This window comes from Rhodococcus sp. NPDC056516, from assembly GCF_042794655.1.
GTDB lineage: Bacteria > Actinomycetota > Actinomycetes > Mycobacteriales > Mycobacteriaceae > Rhodococcus_F.
Genome location: NZ_JBHTTG010000003.1, coordinates 622151 through 639206, shown reverse-complemented (window position 1 = coordinate 639206; position 17056 = coordinate 622151). Strand labels below are relative to the sequence as shown.

Sequence of the window (17056 nt, the reverse complement as noted above, 5' to 3'; positions counted from 1 at the left end):
AACGCACCGAAACAGAACATGCCAGGGCGGGAGCCGAATGTCCGTTCACACAGGGTCGTCGAATGTCGACGGGAATACCCCTGAGACGAAAACCACGGACACGAACTACGCACCGTCGGGTCCCGTGCTCACCGTTCTCGGACTGTGCGGAATCGTCGTCGCCTTGATGCAGACGCTGGTCGTCCCGATCATTCCGCAATTGCCGCACCTGCTGAACTCTTCTCCCGCCGACACGTCGTGGGCGATCACGGCAACGCTCCTCGCCGCCGCCGTGATCACGCCGATCAGCGGACGCCTCGGCGACATGTTCGGCAAGAAACGAATGCTGCTGGTCAGTCTCGGGATGGTCGTTCTGGGCTCGGCCATCTGCGCGATCGCGCCTTCACTGATCGTGCTCGTTGTCGGCCGTGCACTTCAAGGAGCATCGGTCGGGGCAATTCCATTGGGCATAGCCATCATTCGTGACGTTCTTCCACCGAAGAAAGTGGCCGGAGCCATGGCGGTCATGAGCGCCACCCTCGGTGTCGGCGGTGCGATCGGACTGCCGATCGCCGCAGTGATTGCTCAGAATGCCAACTGGCACTTTCTCTTCGTCACCTCGGCAGCATTCGGATTGATCTGCATCGCACTGGTTGCGTTCGTCATTCCCGAATCGACCGTACGACGCCCGGGCCGTTTCGACTTCGTTGGAGCGCTCGGCCTCACAGTCGGCCTGATCACCCTGCTGCTGCCCATCACCAAAGGCGGGACTTGGGGGTGGGGCGACGCGAAAACACTGGGACTCCTTGCGGTTTCCGCGCTCAGCTTCCTGGTGTGGGGATGGTGGGAACTTCGACGCAGCGCACCACTGGTAGACCTTCGCGTATCGGCCCGACCGCAGGTCCTCTTCACCAACTTCGCGTCGATCGCTGTCGGTTTTGCCATGTACGGCAATTCCTTGACGCTCCCCCAACTCCTCATGGCGCCGACGTCGACCGGTTACGGACTCGGACTGTCCATGGTCGCAGCGGGACTCGCACTGGCCCCCGGTGGACTCGTCATGATGGCGCTCTCACCCGTCTCCGCTCGAATTTCGGCTTGGCGTGGCCCACGAATCACGTTGATGCTTGGCGCCCTCGTCATCGGATTAGGTTATGCCTTCGCATATTTCACGGTGTCGAGCGTCTGGCAGGTCGCCGTGGCCGGAATGTTCATCGGCGCGGGCGTCGGGCTCTCCTACTCGGCCATGCCGGCCTTGATCATGGGCGCGGTACCCATCACGGAATCCGCGGCCGCGAACGGACTGAACTCACTGATGCGATCGATCGGCACGTCGACGTCTGCCGCGATCGTGAGCGTCGTTCTGGCCGGGATGACCATCACGGTCGGCACCGCAGTGATCCCCTCGTTCGAGGCGTTTCGCGCCACGTTCCTGATTTCCATCGCCGCCGCCGTCGTGACAATGGTGTTCGCCGGATTGATTCCCAAACAGAAAGTCTCGTAAGGGAATCAACCCGGCGGAGGACTCACTTCTCCGAAGAGCCTTCGATGCTGCCCGTCTGCAACTTCGACAGAAGCGTGTAGATGAAATTGATGATGATATCCACGTGGTGCCCTCTCACATAACGGGTCCCCGACCCGCCAACGACGGTACCGCAGAACTCTTCTGCGTCGAATCGCCGACAATCAATTCTGCAACGTGTTCTAATTTGAGGCGACGACTACCCGAGGAGCCTTTCATGACCTGGACACGCACGGAACTCGAAGATGCCTTCGCGGGTTACCAGAACACCGTTGTCGAGTGCACTCGTTCCGGCGACTGGAACGCCTTCGCGGACATGTTCACCGAGGACGTCGTCTACGTGGAACACGCCTTCGGCACCCTCGACGGCCGAGAGGCCGTACGCAAGTGGGTGACTCGCACGATGACCGAGTTCCCAGGGCGCCGGATGACCGAGTTCCCGGCCAACTGGTTCGTCGTCGACGAGCAGCGTGGATGGATCGTGTGCGAGATCGACAACCCGATGGAGGATCCGGGTGACGGATCAGAGCACGGCGCCGCCAACATCACGATCCTGCACTACGCAGGCGACGGTTTGTGGTCTCGCGAAGAAGACGCATACAACCCGATGAACTTTCTGTCGATGGCAAAAGCATGGTGCCTCGCCGCCGAAGCAGCGGGCAACCTCCCCGAAGACGCCAAGGCCTGGCTCGCCAAATTCGGCGCTATGGTGCGATAGATCCCGTCGGCAACGAGGACCCGACGGGCTGAACCGGACCGACCGAGCCTGCCAACGACCACTGCCCGTAATCGCGCGTGAGGATCGAATTCAGATCCACGCCGACGCCGTCGACCTTGCGCTTGTCGATTTCGAACTGGTGCAGGTTTGCCCGCGGGTGCACATACCCTGCGGGTGAGCCCCAGTTGTGCTGCCAGAACCAGGTTCCGACGCCTGCACTGATCATCGCGTCGATCACGCGAGTGTTTCCGTAGACACCGAGTGCCCCGTTGCCCACAACCGAGGCCCACCCTTCGAGGTATGGCGCAATCAGCGTCGTGATCTCGGTACTGGTTGGATTGTCGTCGATCGACGCGTAGATCGGCCGACCGGACGGTCCACCGGCCGCAGCATGTAGTTCGAGGCCACGGGACGCATGACGCTTGCCTGCCTCGCGGGCTCCGCGCCAGTCCGCTGTTCCGCCCTTGCCGAATTGATAGCAGGAAACGACTTGGAGTCCGGCCGCCGTCAACGCGTCGGTTTCCCGCGCCAGTACGGGCTTACCGACCATCCAATCGGCGCCCGGCCGTCGATCCGAGACGTACCGGATGGCGCCTGCGTACCCGGCGGCCTTGATTGCCTGAGCGGACGGCACACCGGCGGCGTAATCGAGCAGGGTCCCGAGCGAACCGGCATTGGCCACCGACGTCGTACCGCTCAAAGCAGCGAGTCCGGCAGCCGCCGATCCAGCGGCTGCGTACTTGAAGAGGTTTCTTCGCGAGACGTGCACAAAGCTCCGATCATCGGCGTGTCCCGCTCGAAGTGGCGGGCAGGCAAGCTATCTTCTTTCGCTCGCATTCCACCACAGTCACATCAACCCCGCCATGCACTTGGCCAACAATGCTCACATTGTCACCAAATTGGACGCTAGGCAGAGAATCAGGCAGACAACAGTGGCCCCCGAAGACGTCGTCTTCGGGGGCCACTGGGTCGGCCTATCGGCCGGAAGCTATCAGCTGAGCGAGGTGAAGAAGCTCAGAGCGCTGAAGAGATCAGACGCGTTGCTGAAGAAGTCGTTGAGGAAGGTGAAGGCATCCGAGAATTCTGCGCTGCTCATGCGATGTGCTCCTGTCGAAGATACGGTCCAGAGGATTTGCTGCCACGTGAGTGGCTGCTGGCGATAAGAGTAGAGGTCTTCCGTTACTTCCGCGACACCAAATGTGTCCGGGACGTTACATTTCGGCCCCTTCAGGTCACAGACATACACACAGGTAACGCACACCTGCAGTGATCAAACTGTCACCTACGGACGATTTATTGACACATTCCGAACATCGTTCCCGATAGCAGCTACCCTTCAGCACTAAATCTGTACATCGACTACAAGATTGGCAAGCCTTACTTAATAGAGTGGATGTTGCACTCCATAGTGCGCGTACCAGCAGATTGGCCAAATCACTTTCGCGGATCGGGCCACGCGAGCTTAGTGCGCGCGCAAACATTCAGCCACAGTTCGGGTTAGCGAGATCTTTACGCCGAAAACGACCGTCCCGGCGGCCCACCAGACCATACTTAGCGGTCATCATGGTGACGCTATTCACACCGTTTCGGGGAACTTCGGGTGCCGATTCAACCCCATCTCGACACAAATTGAACGTTCGAGGGCAAAGTGGAGTTCATGAACCTCACGAAAAAGAAGTCCTGGAGTGAGCTGTCACCCTCGCAGCGCCGCGTCGTCGCCCTGCTCGCAGCGATTCAGTCCCTGCTGGCGATTGCCGCGTGGATCGACCTCGCGCGACGACCTGCCGAAACGGTGCACGGTAGCAAGAAGAAGTGGGCAGCAATTATCTTCGTCAACTTCTTCGGACCGCTCGCCTACTTCCGCCGAGGCCGGATTCAGTCGAAATAGTCCCAGAACTGCAGCCACTTCACCGACGCGAACAGCGTCAGAGTCGCTGCGTACACCGCAATAACCGCCGCGACGCCGCGCCAGTTGGTGCGAGGGACGGCGCCGTCGACCGGGTCCAGCCAATGGCGGAACCACCTGGTGACCGTCGGCATCAGAAACCACGTCATGGCGCCGACGCTGACTATCTGGCTCAGCCACATCGAGAGCCACGGCGGCGCTCCGATCCCGTCGAGCAACGGCCCGAGAAACCTCGACAGCGTCATCACCGTCGGATAAAGAACGAGCAGGATGATCATCGCCGTCTTCCAATTCGGCGTCGCACGGGTCTGCCCGTTCTCCGTGCGCAGAATCGTGCCGAACGGTGTCGACCGCGTGGTCTCGGTGAAGTCCTCGGCTAGCTCGGCTCGCAGTTTCGGTAGTGCCGCGGCCCTTTCAGGCGACGCCATCCACACCGCCAACTGCTGCTCGGTCCGAAACCGAAGGACGGACTTCCACTGGGTGGAGTCGGTGACCGACCGCAACAACATCACCGACTCGTAGCCGGAGAATCGCGAACTGAGGTCGATGAGGTGCCGTTGCGTTCGCAGAAACTCGTTCTCCTTACCCACGACGACGGCGTGGTCGTACACACCGATACCGGGCGGCGGCAGAACGCCGTCGACCAGTACCAGATCACTCGTCTGCGCGAGAATTCCCGTTGCTACAGCAGATCTTTCGAGATCGCGGCGATCAGTCGACTCCAGCCAGCGATGAAGATCGTCGGCACTGGCGAAAGTGACGGACAACCCGTGCGACACCGGTTCCGGTTGATCACTGACAGCGCAGCTCAGGTAGCCGTCGAATCGACCGGCGATCTCGGCCGCACGCTCTACCCACGCCCGGAATCCCGAACTCGTTCGGTGGTACCCGGTGATGGCGGTTGCGGACACGTCAGCCCGACACCCGGCGCCCTTGCACGTACACGTGCGCAATCGCGGGTTCGCGCATCGCCATCAGGAGCCCGAAGAGCGTCTGGTCGCGGGCGAGAATCGGATCATCCGAACGCGTTCCATGGTTGACGAGCCCGGCGAGCGGCGGCCATCCGGACGGATCGATCACCAGGAAGTCGGCCTCCTTGCCCTCGTCGAAGTTGCCGATCCGGTTCTCCATGTCCAGCGCGCGAGCACCGGCGAGAGTTCCGGTGAACAGCAGTTCGGCGGGGTGCATCGATACTCCGTCGTCGCCGGCTTCGGAGATGTGAACCTTGAAGGCGTCGCCGAGGACTCGGGTGAGCAGGCACTCGTCACCGCCGCCGAAGTCCGATCCGATCGCGATGTTGACCCCTGACGCAACGGTTCGTTTCCACGGCATGGTGCCGGAGCCGAGAAACTGTTGGGACGTCGGACAATGTGCGACCGAGGTTCCGGTCTCGGCCATTCGTGCGAGTTCGGAGTCCTGGCAGTGCACCGAGTGCGCGAGAATCGCGCGCGGACCCAGGAAGCTCTTTCCGCCGACCTGCGAGCCGGGGAGGAACTTGCCGTCGTACGTGTCGAGATAGGTCTCGACCTCGTACTCGGCCAGCGTGGTCGCCACCTCGCCGGTTCCCGGCCGGTTGTTCTCGTTGAGGTGACTGTGGAAGTAGACGCCGCGGTCGCGGACCGAGTCGTACAACTCGCCTAAGTCTTTCAGCGTCTGTGTTGTCACTGCGAGGGAGAATCGGGGAACCACTGCGACGTGAACAAGCGCAGTGTTCACGTCACCGGTATCGGCCGCGTGCCACTTGTCGATCTCCTCGCGAGTGAGTCTGATCGCGTCCTCTTCGGAAGTGATCAGTGCAGCTGCGGAGGCCGGGCCGGTGGTTTGAATCCCCCGCCCGCTGACCACCCGAAGGCCGCGTTTCAGAGTTTCCGAGAACAGGGCGTCCTGCGCGTGCGGAAACGCCGATCCGAACACCATCGCGGCCGTGGTTCCCGTGGCGATTCGGCGAGCACAGAAGGCCTCGGCAGCGTGTTGGGCGAACTCGGGATCAGCAAACCTCGATTCGGAGGGAAAGATACAGAGGTCGAGCCACTCGAGGAGTTGACCGCCGCCGTATGCGTCGCCGGCGTAAGTCTGCGGGAAGTGAATGTGTGCGTCGACGAATCCGGGCAGCAGGAATCCTGGCCGGTGATCGTGGGTTTCAGTGCCTTCTAGTTCACTCGGGAGGGATTCGAATTCTCCGCAGTAGACGATGGTTCCCGCATCGTCGATCGCCAACACGCCGTCGGGGATCGAGACGAGCGACTGCGCCGCATCCTCAACCGTCGGACGACCGGAAATGTGGAAGACATGGCCTCGATGAAGGTGCGTCACTTACTGAGCAAATCACAAAACTACCCGGAACCGCGCGGCGAATGCTGTCCTTTTTGTCAGATATTGGGATCAAGCAAGAGTTGCATGCCAAACAAGAGCCGCAGCCAGCGCGCCTGCCCCGTTCAACGACCAATGCAGAGCAATCGGCGCAATGAGGCTGCCGCTGCGATGACGGAGCCAGGTGAACACCAGTCCAGCTGCAGCGGTGGCCAGAACAGCCCCGAGGATTCCGGCGACCTGACCGACGACTCCGGTACCGAGAAAGCCGGAAAGTCCTTCGTTGCCGCTGGTCAAACCCATCGACGACGCGATGTGCCACAGTCCGAACATCAATGAACCGGCCGCTGCGACGCCCCGGAATCCACTGACCCGGTTCAATGTGCCGTGCAGGACGCCGCGGAAAGCCAACTCTTCGGGAATGACGGTCTGGAGCGGAATGACGATCATCGACGCGATGATGGCGCCGGAAATCGTGGCGTAGCGATCCGCCATGAAAAACGGGCGCGTAAGCGGAAGCAGTGCGCCGACGGCGACAACCGTCAGGACCAGGCCGACGGCGGCCAGGGCGTACTTCGACCCCTTCCGCAGGTCACGAGGCGACAGCCCGAGCTCCGCCCAACCCATTCCCCGGCGCTTGGTGAGCGCCAACAGAACAAGAGCAGAAATAGGTACCGTGGCGATGCTCGCCCACGCGGTGGTGAAGTGTGCAATCAAATTGGTTCCCACCAGCACCACGATCACAACAGCGATATCCACGTATGCATGCATCCGCGGAAAACGAGGAGCGGTCGCTGCGGTCTCCACTGGACCGATCTCCACGGGGGCGCCGCTCGTTAGCTGAAAGTTCACTTTTTCCAGTGTACTGACGCACGAGAACTGCCCGCCACTGTTTGCGAACACGCTCACAGTGACGGGCAGGCCCCGAAAACGCTCTGATCAGGCTCCGAGCGTGCTCGCAAACTTCGGAACCGCGTTGTCGATTGCGTAGGTCAGCCCCGGTACAGAGCCACTCGAGAACGCATTGACAAGCGAAACGTCATCGAGGATCAACAAGTGTCCCTGTTGGGCCGACGGAATTGCACGCAACAGCGGATCGTTCGCAAACGCACTGCTGTCGAGGAAGATCGGGAACAGCACGGTGAGATCGGCGTCGAACAGGTTGAGGTTCTCGTTGGCGACCGGAACGTAGAAATTGCCCGTGGCCTTCTCGGTGATCGCGGCCGGAATCGTGAAGCCGAGACGGGTCATGAAATCTGCGCGTGCGTCGCCGGGTACGTAGGCGCCGTACCCGTCGGAACTGTAGGCGCCGACCGCCGCGGTCTTGCCCGCGAAGTTCGGATTGGCGGCAATCGCGGCGTCGAACTTGGCGTCGAGGCCGTCGAGTAGCGCCTTGCCTTCCGATTCTTTGCCGAGTGCCTTGGCGACGAGTTCGGTCTGCTGCTCGACCGTCGTCCCGTAGGCCGTGGCGAGACCTGGAGGCGGCCCGACCGTCGGCGCGATGGCACTGAGTTTGTCGTAGGTCGCCTGCGTGTTGTCGCTTCGCGTCCACAGAATGAGGTCCGGTTCGAGCGCGATGACGTCTTCGACGCTCAGGTCCATCGTTCCGAGGATCTTCGGGTCGGTGGTGAACTCGTCCGCGATCCACGGTCCGACGCCCTTGCCGCCGAACGCCATCCAGTCCGCGACGCCCACTGGTTGAGTGCCCAGAGCGAGTGCCGTCTCGGCATCCGACCAACCAAGCGCCACGACGCGCTGCGGGTCGGCCGGGACCTCGACGTCGCCGAACATCGTCGAAATGGTTGCGCCCGCTTCGGCCGGTGCGTCAGCACTGTCGCTACTGCAACCGGCAAGGCCGGCGACGGCAAGCGCGGCAGTCACCGCCGTGACTGCAATCTTCATTCGAGAGACTTTGATCCGCATGGTTACCAGCACTCCTCCAACGCTCCAGCGAGAATTAGGGAAGGCTAGCATCAGCTAACGAAGACTGTCGCCCATCGGCCAGATCGTGTTCAGGACACGTCTGCGGCCCGTTCGAGCTCTGCGATATCGATCTTCTTCATCTTCATCATCGCGTCCGTGGCGCGTTGTGCCCTGGCTCGGTCTGGATCCTTCATCAGTTCGAGGAGGCGATTCGGGACTACCTGCCAGGACAATCCGAACTTGTCCTTGGCCCAGCCGCACGGGCCTTCTTCCCCGCCTTCGGTCAGCCTGGACCAGTAGTGATCGACCTCCGCCTGATCGACGCACGGAATCTCGAATGACACCGCCTCCGAGAACGTGAACATCGGTCCGCCGTTCAGGCCGGTGAATCGCTGACCGTCGAGCTCGAAGCTGACAGTCATCACCGATCCCGCCGGCATTCCGGAGGGCGATCCTTCGACGTACCTTTCAATTCCGAGGATCTGCCCGGAACCGAACACCGAGATGTAGAAGTTCGCTGCTTCTTCTGCTTGGTTGTCGAACCACAAACAGGGAGTGATGGAAGGCATGTTCTGTCCTTGTCGGAGAAGTTTCGAATCAGGCGTACAGGGTTATAGACCCGACCCGAAACGAAAACTCATCGCCAGAAACTGCTCAAGGTGACAACGCAGATTCGAGCATCGGCCAGGAACGAACGAGTTCGTCGCGCCAGTACGGCCAACCGTGCGTTCCCACCGGTTGAGCGCTGCGGGTGACATCGACTCCACGATCGCGCAGCACCTGCGTGATCTGGTCGGTGCACAGGTTCGATCCCAGTTCCATGACCCCGCCTACGACCAGCACACGACCCAGGGCAGGAGTGTCGAGGGTTTCGTGTGGGCCTGGCAGTCCCGATCCCGACGCAAGGTACACCTTGGTTCCGCGGAGCTTGTCGGCATTGGCGAAGATGTCGTGCTCTTGCCAAGCGTCACTACCGGCCGGACCCCACATCTGCTCCGAGCGGGCATTTCCGTTGATGACCACAAGATCGGTCAACGCCTTGCCGAATCCTCCGACGGTTGTGTAGCAGCCGCTGTAGCCGGCGACCGCGTCGTACAACCCGGCCGAGCGTTGGGCCAGGATCAGCGCGGCTTCTGCGCCCATCGAAATCCCGCCGATTGCATTGTGCCCGTTGGTCGCGAACCTCGCGTCGATCAGTGAGGGAAGCTCTTCTGTCAGAAAGGTCTCCCACTTCAGACGACCGAATTTCGGGTGATCTTCCTGCCAGTCGGTGTACATGGTGCCGGTGCCGCCGATGGGGAGTACGACGTTCACGTTCTTGTCGGCAAAGAACGGGACGATATCGCCGTTAGCGGGGGCCAACCAGTTGTTCTCTTCGATCTGCCCGGAATTGCCGTCCAGGAGATACAGCGTCCCGCGCGGTTCCGAGCGGTCGGCCGGAAGCAGTACTTTGACCTGCATGGTACGCCCCATGGCGGGACTGAGAACGTCGAGAAGAACCAAGCGCGAGGACAGTTCAGTGACGCTCGTTATTTTCGGGGACTCGTCAGCGAGTGCGGTCGACGGCAGCGCCAGTAGTGAAGTCAGGGCGAGCGCGCCGACGAGAACAACGCTTCGAAGGCTCGCTCGACGGGAACTCACACGCCGAGTGACGCGGCGATCATCGGCCACGAGTCGTGTAAGTCGTCTTCCCAGTATCCCCATGAATGCGTTCCTGCCGGCTTGAAGTTGTAGCGAATGTTGTTCATACCCAATGCGTTCGTCTTGTCCGCAAGCTGGGTAGTGCAGTAGTGAGTTGCTGCCTCGATTCCGCCACCGAGAACGAGCTGCAAAGCCAAATCTGTGACGTCGTTGTCGATCCGTGGATCGGCAAGTGTGTCGTACGGACCGGGAATCCCCGTTGCGGTGGTGATGTACATCGGAATGCGAGGTAGCTTGTCCGCGTTGACAACCGGATCGTGAGCCGGCCAACCCGGACCATCGTACGGACCCCACATGTTCTCCGCGTTACCGCCACCCACTGCGACCACGAGTTTCACGAAATCCTGACCGATCCCGGGACTCGTCATCGCACACCCACTGAAGGACCCGACGCTGTCGTACAACGCGGGTGCTGACATCGCCAGGTCCAGTACCGACGTGCCCGCCATCGACAACCCGGCCAGTGCGTTCTCGCCGGTCGTCCCGAACGTCGAATCGATCACCGGCGGTAGTTCTTCCGTCAGGAACGTGGTCCACATGTTGACCCCGTTGTTGTTTCCGGACTTCGCGAGGCCGGGGTCCGGCCGCTCCCAATCGGTGTAGTAGCTGAACGCCCCACCGAGAGGTGTCACCACGTTGACATGTTTGTCCGCGAAGAACTTCGGCGCATCGGTCCGCACCGACCACGTCGCGTCGTCCTTACCTCCGTCGACTCCGTTGAGTAGGTAGAGCGTCGGAGCGGGCGTCGAGGTATCAGCCGGCCGCAAGACCTGCAACGGAATGTCGCGCCCCATCGACGGTGAGTACACCGAGATGTCGACCAGCCTGCTGTTTACTGATTGAGCGCGAGCCGGTGCGCTGAGAAGGTGGAACCCACATACCGCCGTGGTCAGCGCGACGAAGACGCGGAAAACCGTTCGTAACGCACCAGTCTCGATCATCCGGGTCACTCTCTTCGGCAGCGGAACTTTTCGAACGCTACAGCCTGAAACAGGCAAACCCGACGTGATCGGAAAAACTCGATCCCGTCGACGCGGAAAGGCTCACGCACCGAGTGCGTGAGCCTTTCTCGTCAGACGACGCTTACTTGGGCGTAACCGTGCCGCCGCTGAGCGTGGTCAGCGAATTGAAGAATGCGGTGCCGACGTTGTTGACGGCCGTGATGACGTTCCCCACGATTTCGAAGGATCCCATGAAAACTCCTACAGTTGTTTAGGTCTCGGTAACCCGAGCGGAAGATTGTGGTCGATCAGTCCGATTCCGGCGGGCGGGATCAGAGGAGCGGCTTGAGGCTGCCCGTGTTCGTCTGAACCGAACCGATGAAGGTTTCGAACAACTGGTCGCCGGCACCGAGCGAGCCAATGCCCTTGAGTGCAAGTTCGACGATCGACATCAGTGAACCCATGTGAATCTCCTAGAGAAGTCAGAGGTCAGCCGCCAAAAGCACCCGACAGTGCTGTGACAGCTGCGTCACATCTGTAATGTATACGTGACGTGGGTAACAGTAATCATACGAACGACCAGTTGGCAAAAGATTCTGACAATGGGGTGATTATTTCGACTAATAAGGTCTGCTACTGAAAAAATTCCGGCCAATCGGTCGAATTTGACCGATTCTGCCGCCGCATCGATCAACCACCCCAAATCATGCGGTTACCCACCAGTAAACTGAAATCATGTCTAGCGCAGCGTCCCTCACGCAGTTAGCTAATTTCCGGTGGCACCGTCATCAACTCGACAGGCCACATTCCGGTGACGCCGATCACAACGATTGCGACATTCTCGACCTCGGGATTCAGAACACCGGACCTGACGGCGCCGCGTGGGCACTGCGGATCCGCGGCATAAGCGTCGACGCCACTGACCTCGCTCTTGCCTGGACGTTGCGCGGGGCTCCCCACTATTACCGTCGTCGCGATCTGCCTGCCGTCGCCGTCGCCACGTCGCCGTTCAGTGAAGCCGATGCAGCCAAACGCATTTACGACGCGAACCGGCCGCTGAAGGCCGCCGGCATCGCGACGCTGACTGCCCTGCAAACAGTTGCTACTGCGATGCGGGATATCGTCTCGAAACCAACCGTCAAGGGCGAGATGTCCGCGCAATTGACCACGCGAGTGACCGAGCCCTATTTGCGATTCTGCCGACCGTGCAACGCCACTCATCTGTACGAGATGCCGTTCCGTCTCGCGGCGCTTCAGGCAGGCCTCGAGCTGCAGCCGGGCACATCTCCCCCAGTGCTCGAACGCATTCCGGGTTGGCGGCGACGCCCGTACACAGCCTCAGGTTCTGACGCCGATCCCCGCTTCGACGTGATCCGGGGTTATCTGCGGTTCTACGGCCCCGCGACTCCTGCTCACGTCGCGTCGTTTCTCGATGCTCCGGTCAAGGACGTCAAAGCCCACTGGCCCACCGATGCCGAGGAGATCGAGGTGAACGGCGAGAAGCGGTGGATTCTCGAACAGGACCGCGAAGACTTGCTCGGCTCCCCCTCCGATTCGAGTACGCGCCTACTCGGGCCTTTCGATCCGTATGTACAGCTCAAGGATCGGGAGACCCTGGTTCCCGATCCGGCCGCACAGAAGACGGTATGGCCGACCCTCGGGCGACCGGGCACGGTGATGGTCGGCGGCAAGATCACCGGACTGTGGCGACCACGAGCGTCCGGAAAGAAGCTGAAGGTCGCGATCACCCCGTGGGAAACGTGGTCACGATCAGCCCGCGCAGCAGTCACCGAGCAAGCCGAATTACTTGCCGAATTTCGCGGCGTCGGGCTCTCCGAACTGGTCGAAGTATCTTGATCGAGCCAGTGGCATCCGGATAATTCCAGCTCACACCCGCCCCGATTCGGAGAAGGAAACCCCCAACGATAACCTGAATGCGACCTTCGCACGCACCCTTGTTCAGGAGAGATGATGGCCGACTTCCTCTATGAGGACCTGTTGCCGATCGGTGATGACACCACCGAGTACCGATTGCTCACCACCGAAGGGGTGTCGACAGTCGAGGGGCCGGACGGCCGTACCTTCCTGCAGGTCGAGCCGGAGGCGATGCGTCTGCTGACCGAAACGGCGCTGCACGACATCTCTCACTACCTGCGCACGGATCACCTGACGCAGCTGGCGAGCATCCTCGACGATCCCGAAGCGTCGAACAACGACAAGTTCGTAGCGCTCGATCTTCTCAAGAACGCCAACATCGCCGCTGCCGGTGTTCTGCCGATGTGCCAAGACACCGGAACCGCCATCGTCATGGGCAAGCGCGGGCAGCACGTGCTCACCCCCGGCGACGACGAGAAGGCCATTGCCCGCGGTGTCTACGACGCCTACACGCGCCTGAACCTGCGCTACTCGCAGAACGCGCCCATCACGATGTGGGACGAGAAGAACACGGGCAACAACCTGCCCGCGCAGATCGAGCTGTACGCCGATACTGCTGCCGGACACGAGAACTCGTACAAGTTCCTCTTCATGGCCAAGGGCGGCGGAAGCGCCAACAAGTCCTACCTGTACCAGGAAACCAAAGCGATCCTGAACCCCGACTCGATGATGCAGTTCCTCGAGGCAAAGATCCGCTCACTCGGCACCGCAGCCTGCCCGCCGTACCACCTTGCAATCGTCGTCGGCGGTACCTCGGCCGAGTTCGCGATGAAGACGGCGAAGTACGCGTCGGCGCACTACCTCGACGAATTGCCCACCGAAGGCGCCATCACGGGTCGCGGCTTCCGCGATCACGAGCTCGAGAAGAAGGTCTTCGAGCTCACGCAGAAGATCGGTATCGGCGCACAATTCGGCGGCAAGTACTTCTGCCACGACGTCCGCGTCGTCCGACTCCCCCGCCACGGCGCTTCGTTGCCCGTCGCCATTGCGGTGTCCTGCTCGGCAGATCGACAGGCGAAGGCCAAGATCACCCCGGAGGGCGTGTTCCTGGAACAGCTCGAATTCAACCCGGGCCGTTTCTTGCCCGAGGTCACGGACGCTCAGCTCGACGAAGAGACAGATGGCATTTCGGGTACCGGCAAGGGTGCTGCGGTCAAGATCGATCTGACCAAGCCGATGTCGGAGATCCTCGCCGAGCTCTCCAAGCACCCGGTGAAGACTCGTCTCTCCTTGACCGGTCCGCTCGTCGTGGCACGCGACATCGCGCACGCCAAGATCAAGGAACGCCTCGACGCAGGCGAAGAGATGCCGCAGTACCTCAAGGATCACCCGGTGTACTACGCCGGCCCCGCCAAGACGCCCGACGGCATGGCGTCCGGTTCGTTCGGCCCGACCACGGCCGGCCGTATGGACTCGTACGTCGAGCAGTTCCAGGCCGCCGGTGGCTCGATGATCATGCTGGCCAAGGGAAACCGTTCCAAGCAGGTCACCGACGCCTGCAACTCGCACGGCGGTTTCTACCTCGGGTCGATCGGTGGACCCGCGGCTCGTCTGGCCCTCGACTGCATCAAGAAGGTCGACATCCTCGAGTACGCCGAACTGGGTATGGAAGCCGTCTGGAAGATCGACGTCGAGGACTTCCCCGCCTTCATCGTCGTCGACGACAAGGGCAACGACTTCTTTGCGCACACCGGTGAAGTGACCCTGACGATCGGCAAGCGTCCAGGTCTGTAGACACGTCAACAGCAAAGAGCCCCGGCGGGTTTCGATCGCCGGGGCTCTTCTTCGTGTTTGGTCAGGTCCAGAGCGCAGCCACGAAAACGGTCACGATCGACAACCCGCCGACGACGTGTACCAGATTCGGATTGGGTTGATCCTTCTTCTGCTTCGCCCGGGTGATCTCGGCAAGCGCCACGATGACCAGTGAAAGTACAAGTTTCACAGCGATCTTCGCGTGAATGTAGTTCTTGTCCAGGGCGCCTTCGCCCAACCCGACGATGATCAGGCCGGACACGAACTGCATCCTGGCACCCCACACCATGACCTCGGTGATCGAGGGAGCCTTGAGGACGGTGAAGTAGCTACCGACCAGGGCAGCCATACCGAGTAGATGAATCACTACAAAGATGTTGTAAAGAACAGACATACGGCCACTCTATCCCGTACTTCGTTCCAGGCGAACGGAACTGAGAGTTCTTGTCAGACAATTCCGGCTTCAGCTGCAGCAGAACGGTATTTGGCGGCCAGGGTCTCCACAGTCTCGTGTGCATTCAGACCGCTGGGATTGGGCACAATCCACAGTGCTGCCCCCTCGAAAGCCTGATCCTGCCGCCCCGCCTTGGCTCGTTTGTCACCGAAAGCAGTTCGATAGGCGGTGATTCCGGCAAAAGCAACCACTTTCGGTTTTGTCGCACGCACAACCTCCCGCACCCGCAGTCCCCCGGCAGCAAGTTCCTCCGCCGTCAACTCGTCTGCTCTGGCCGTCGCGCGTACCGCCAAATTGGTAATGCCCACTCCCCGATCGATCAGGTGCTGCGTATCAGCGTCCGACATACCCGCGGAAGGATCGATCGCACGCTCGATGATGCCTGCCCGCAGCAGCGCCGGATAAAACCGATTGCCCGGCCTGGCGAAATGCGCGCCGGTCGCCGCCGTCCACAGTCCCGGATTGATACCGACGAACAACAGCCGACAATCCGGCCCGATCAGATCCTCGATCTCGGCGTCTCGGAACGATTCCAGTTCGGCGCGCGTGAATCCCATGCAGCCAGTACATCAGGCCGTCACGACAGTGCTTCGCGCACCTCGTCGATCGCGTCGTGCATCATCTGCTCGTACACATCGATGTCCGGAATCGAGGCCGGACTGCTGGTGATGCTGATCGTCACCGTGTCCCCGATTCCGTGTACGCCGTGGGTCAACGACATGACCGGCGACAAACTCGGGAAGCCCGCTGTGAACCGAACGACGCCGCCGCCGAGCACCAGATCCGCATCACCGCGCGCGACGCTCGACACGACGGTGTTTCCGGTGACCTCGTCGGGCACTGCCGTGAAATCGTATTGCTGCACGCCCCAACGGACGAGCGGTCCGGGAACTGCGTTCAGCGCGAGATCCGAAGCTGCGCTGGATGGATGGGACGCACGTGCACGGCGCTCGTCCATCGACTCCTTGATCCGTTGGGCTCGCTCACGGAGGTCGTCGACATCCGGGAACAGTCCGACACCTGCATTGCGGAAGTGGTTGCGCGCCGTGGGTGTACCGGCCTTGGCGATGGTCACCTCAGCTCCCAATTCGGGCGGTACCGAGCCGTCTCGTTCGGTGAGGTAGTTCGCCATCGCCACCGAGATCGCGGTCATCGCTCCGACTGTGACGGACACGCCGTCGCCGCGGAAATCTGCGCTGTCCCGCACGACCATGCGGACCAGCCGGTGAGGTCCGGGAGGGATGTTGGAGCGCACCTTGGGACGGCTTGCCGCTTGCGGCGCAACAACTCCCGATTCGGTATCCGCCTGCAGTTGCAACTGCGCTTTGTGCCCCGCTCGGCCGTCGCGGAACAACGAGACAAGCTGACCTGGCAGACGCAGGGCCGCGCGGCCCAGAATCTCGGCTGATCCACTGCGTCGCACGTCCGTCTTCTGCTTTGCGGGCGGTTGCGGCGAGAACAGCTGGCGAGCAATCGCCGACGCCCGTTTGCCGTCTGCCAGAGAATGAGCGACCTGCAGAACTGCGATCAGCGCCGGGCCGCTACAACGCGGCGCCCCGGTGACGCCGTGCAACAGGTGCAGCGTCCACGGCGACTCGCGTGGGTCGACGTGGTTTTCGAGTAGCTTCTCGATTCCGTGAATGCACGAGAGCCACGAGTTTTCGGGCAGCTCATGCACTCTCACCAACGAGGCATCGACCGGCATTGGCTCCCAGAGCGGATAGTCGAGGTGCCACGGTGATTCGCGTATCCGAACATTGAGATCCGGGATGAGCGACGCTCTTTCCACCACCGAGCGTCGTAGCTCGTCCATGGACTGGCTCTGCCCGTCGAAGCAGTAGAGCAGCAGCTGATCGTTGGGGATCTTCTCCGAAATCCAGAAGGTTTGGGCGTCGGTGGGCGTCATCCGTAACAC

At 61.3% G+C, this 17056-nt stretch carries 17 protein-coding genes; 5 read left to right on the top strand and 12 right to left on the bottom strand.

Annotated elements, in window-relative coordinates; genetic code table 11:
- The first annotated feature begins 37 nt into the window (after positions 1-37).
- Both ACFQ6Y_RS12315 and ACFQ6Y_RS12310 read left to right on the top strand, forming a co-directional pair.
- On the top strand, positions 38-1483 hold the full coding sequence (locus ACFQ6Y_RS12315) for an MFS transporter (protein ID WP_378539225.1): 1446 nt from the start codon (positions 38-40) through the stop codon (positions 1481-1483).
- A 235-nt stretch (positions 1484-1718) separates the two neighbouring features.
- Positions 1719-2219 (top strand): nuclear transport factor 2 family protein, encoded by a 501-nt coding sequence (locus ACFQ6Y_RS12310; protein ID WP_378539226.1) that lies wholly within the window; start codon positions 1719-1721, stop codon positions 2217-2219.
- Here ACFQ6Y_RS12310 and ACFQ6Y_RS12305 read toward each other — a convergent pair.
- Positions 2206-2988, bottom strand: a complete 783-nt coding sequence (locus ACFQ6Y_RS12305; protein WP_378449024.1) for a DUF1906 domain-containing protein — start codon at positions 2986-2988, stop codon at positions 2206-2208. The genes ACFQ6Y_RS12310 and ACFQ6Y_RS12305 overlap by 14 nt on opposite strands.
- An 879-nt stretch (positions 2989-3867) precedes the next feature.
- Here ACFQ6Y_RS12305 and ACFQ6Y_RS12300 point away from each other — a divergent pair.
- Positions 3868-4107 (top strand): PLD nuclease N-terminal domain-containing protein, encoded by a 240-nt coding sequence (locus ACFQ6Y_RS12300; protein ID WP_378632523.1) that lies wholly within the window; start codon positions 3868-3870, stop codon positions 4105-4107.
- On the opposite strand, the gene ACFQ6Y_RS12295 is transcribed toward ACFQ6Y_RS12300, so the two are convergent.
- The 8 genes from ACFQ6Y_RS12295 to ACFQ6Y_RS12260 form a co-directional block, all read right to left on the bottom strand.
- Positions 4095-5036: an antibiotic biosynthesis monooxygenase gene (locus tag ACFQ6Y_RS12295; RefSeq protein ID WP_378632519.1), complete on the bottom strand. Its 942-nt coding sequence runs from the start codon at positions 5034-5036 to the stop codon at positions 4095-4097. The genes ACFQ6Y_RS12300 and ACFQ6Y_RS12295 overlap by 13 nt on opposite strands.
- A gap of 1 nt (position 5037) precedes the next feature.
- A complete protein-coding gene (locus tag ACFQ6Y_RS12290; protein WP_378632515.1) occupies positions 5038-6438 on the bottom strand; it encodes an amidohydrolase family protein in 1401 nt (466 codons plus the stop codon).
- A 69-nt stretch (positions 6439-6507) separates the two neighbouring features.
- Positions 6508-7206 (bottom strand): CPBP family intramembrane glutamic endopeptidase, encoded by a 699-nt coding sequence (locus ACFQ6Y_RS12285; protein ID WP_283303001.1) that lies wholly within the window; start codon positions 7204-7206, stop codon positions 6508-6510.
- 168 nt (positions 7207-7374) lie between these two features.
- Positions 7375-8337, bottom strand: a complete 963-nt coding sequence (locus tag ACFQ6Y_RS12280) for an iron-siderophore ABC transporter substrate-binding protein (protein WP_378539230.1) — start codon at positions 8335-8337, stop codon at positions 7375-7377.
- A 110-nt stretch (positions 8338-8447) separates the two neighbouring features.
- Positions 8448-8927, bottom strand: coding sequence for a VOC family protein (locus ACFQ6Y_RS12275; protein ID WP_378539231.1), 480 nt, complete (start codon positions 8925-8927; stop codon positions 8448-8450).
- An 85-nt stretch (positions 8928-9012) separates the two neighbouring features.
- Positions 9013-9999: an alpha/beta hydrolase gene (locus tag ACFQ6Y_RS12270; protein WP_378632512.1), complete on the bottom strand. Its 987-nt coding sequence runs from the start codon at positions 9997-9999 to the stop codon at positions 9013-9015.
- Positions 9996-11000 carry an alpha/beta hydrolase gene (locus ACFQ6Y_RS12265; RefSeq protein WP_378632507.1) on the bottom strand — a complete coding sequence of 335 codons (1005 nt, stop codon included), beginning with the start codon at positions 10998-11000 and terminating at the stop codon, positions 9996-9998. Before ACFQ6Y_RS12265 ends, ACFQ6Y_RS12270 begins: the two co-directional genes overlap by 4 nt.
- 332 nt (positions 11001-11332) lie before the next feature.
- Entirely contained in the window at positions 11333-11464 is a 132-nt protein-coding gene (locus tag ACFQ6Y_RS12260) for a hypothetical protein (RefSeq protein WP_285236466.1), read from the bottom strand.
- Between the two features lie 271 nt (positions 11465-11735).
- On the opposite strand from ACFQ6Y_RS12260, the gene ACFQ6Y_RS12255 reads away from it, so the two are divergent.
- Positions 11736-12857: a winged helix DNA-binding domain-containing protein gene (locus ACFQ6Y_RS12255; protein ID WP_378632504.1), complete on the top strand. Its 1122-nt coding sequence runs from the start codon at positions 11736-11738 to the stop codon at positions 12855-12857.
- A 114-nt stretch (positions 12858-12971) separates the two neighbouring features.
- Positions 12972-14669, top strand: coding sequence for a fumarate hydratase (locus tag ACFQ6Y_RS12250; protein ID WP_378449016.1), 1698 nt, complete (start codon positions 12972-12974; stop codon positions 14667-14669).
- Positions 14670-14730: 61 nt separating this feature from the next.
- Here the strand turns inward: ACFQ6Y_RS12250 and ACFQ6Y_RS12245 are convergent, their stop codons facing one another.
- The 3 genes from ACFQ6Y_RS12245 to ACFQ6Y_RS12235 are packed head-to-tail and all read right to left on the bottom strand — an operon-like array spanning position 14731 to position 17047.
- Positions 14731-15081 (bottom strand): hypothetical protein, encoded by a 351-nt coding sequence (locus ACFQ6Y_RS12245; protein ID WP_192712331.1) that lies wholly within the window; start codon positions 15079-15081, stop codon positions 14731-14733.
- Between the two features lie 53 nt (positions 15082-15134).
- A complete protein-coding gene (locus ACFQ6Y_RS12240) occupies positions 15135-15698 on the bottom strand; it encodes a mismatch-specific DNA-glycosylase (protein ID WP_378539237.1) in 564 nt (187 codons plus the stop codon).
- A gap of 20 nt (positions 15699-15718) precedes the next feature.
- Positions 15719-17047, bottom strand: coding sequence for a WS/DGAT domain-containing protein (locus ACFQ6Y_RS12235; protein WP_378632463.1), 1329 nt, complete (start codon positions 17045-17047; stop codon positions 15719-15721).
- Positions 17048-17056 lie beyond the last annotated feature (9 nt).